1 protein-coding gene and 1 pseudogene are annotated in these 1875 nt (G+C 62.5%); one reads left to right on the top strand and one right to left on the bottom strand.

Translation table 11 applies throughout. The features are described from left to right. Window positions 1–171 precede the first annotated feature (171 nt). A complete protein-coding gene (locus tag WBB85_RS03545) occupies window positions 172–1257 on the top strand; it encodes a Hint domain-containing protein (RefSeq protein WP_432637242.1) in 1086 nt (361 codons plus the stop codon). Window positions 1258–1387: 130 nt separating this feature from the next. Here the strand turns inward: WBB85_RS03545 and WBB85_RS03550 are convergent. Continuing rightward, window positions 1388–1875 (bottom strand): annotated as a pseudogene (locus WBB85_RS03550) (transposase); the annotation flags it as partial.

Consider the following 1875-nt stretch of genomic DNA (forward strand, 5'->3'; position numbering starts at 1 on the left):
CTACCTGCCCGGCCCCCAGACAATGGACAGTTTCGAGGACGGCGTGATGGCCGAGATCCTGTCGCTGTTCCCCGAAATCGACCCCGACACAGGTACGGGATACGGGTCCGCGGCGCGCCTCGCGCTCAAGGCGCATGAGACAAGAGTATTGATGGCACATGGGGTGGCGGCATGAGCTGGCGTATATTGAGGGCATCGGACGGATCGGCGCATGAGATCGGAACCGGCGATATGGCCGCGGGCCTCGGTTGGGGCACGCTGGTGATGGAGATCAACCTGGCGACATTGGCACGTCGCCGTCGGCCGCTGATCCGCCTCTCGCCCCGGCAGGAGCCCGAGCGGATCTTTTCCCTCGAAGCGACCGATGACGGCAGGTTGCACCTTCTGCGACGGCATGGGTCAGCGGTAACGCATCTCTCGATCGGTCTTGGCCGCGAACCCAATGTCGGCATGCTGCGGCTCTCGTATCACTGGGATCAGCACCGGGGCAGCAGCCTGCTCACGGCAGAGAATCTGACCAAGGGCACCATTCGCCAGCAGGAAGGCACCCATGCGCTGCCGCTTTTGCCCGAAGAGATATCGGCCCTGTTCGAACCGACCGGCGGCAGCCTGATCCACCCCGCGATTGACTGGATCGGTCTGGCCGATCACTGGCAGACGGTAGGGCCGACACCGGGTCTTGCCCCCGAAACGCTGGTCGACACGCCACGCGGGGTGGTTCCTGTGGCGATGATCCGGCCGGGCGATCTGGTCCTGACCGCCGATCGCGGGCCGCTACCAGTCCTGTGGCAGGGTCGCGTGTCCCTGCCCACGCTTGGACATTTCCGCCCGGTCCGTATCCTCGCCCCCTATTTCGGTCTTGAAGAAGATATGGTGGTTCTGCCCGGGCAACGGATCGCCCTGTCGGGTGCCGAGGTTGAATACCAGTTCGGCGAAGAGGAAGTGCTGATTGAGGCGCGCCACCTTGCCAATGGCCAGACCGCCATCTGGGAACCCGAGGCCGAGGTCGTCCCCTGCCACGGCCTGTTGTTCGAGCGTCACGCACTGGTCCGGGCGGGCGGGATCTGGACGGAAAGCCTCTATCTGGGCCGGATCGCGCGCACCACCGATCTGGCCAGCGCTACGGCACCCGGCGCGCTGGCCGAAAACGGTCGCCTGCCGATCCATGCTGCCCCCGTCCGGCGCGAGCTAAAGGATTACGAGGCGCTGGCGCTGATGCTGTCGCTTCTGAATGCCAATGCGGTGATTGCCGCGTGATACGCCCCCAAACGCATTCCAAAGGACACACGGGACCAACCTCACTTGACCGATAGGTCAGGGTTCCGTCGCAAATGTCTCGGGCTGCCGAGATGGGCGGTTGAGCGGGCATGATTGTGCTGCGAGCTGGTCAAATTCTCGAAGGCGTAGGTCGTGTTGACAAATGGTGGAGGCAGAGGCGGGTCGACGTAATGTCGATGAAGCCGAGGGAGCTTTCTACCCTATTATCATAGGGTGTGGCCAAACGTTGTGCGTTTTTAAGCTTGTCAAAGCTTCCCTCGACAAGGTTGCGGGGCCGGTAAAGCCAGCGATCCACGGCCACGCGCAGCTTTCGGGATTTTCGCATTGGTATCACCGGCACCACGTTGGGCGCCTCCATGGTTTTTCGAACATTGTCAGAGTCATAGCCGCGATCTGCGAGCAGGACGACCGCTTCCCAAGCCCTTCAGGCAGGTCACGCCAAGGCAAGCCTGTCCGGGCCATCCAAAAAAAATACTATCCAGAACAAGGCGATGGCTCGTGGCTTTGCGTCCGTTCGGGGCGCGGACTGCAAAGATGAAGGGCCCAAAGAATGCCCACTCTTCGTCCGACATCAGGTCACGTGCCAAGCTGGTCTCC

The sequence above is a fragment of the Albidovulum sp. genome, from assembly GCF_049646345.1.
In the GTDB taxonomy this organism is placed as follows: Bacteria; Pseudomonadota; Alphaproteobacteria; order Rhodobacterales; family Rhodobacteraceae; genus Albidovulum.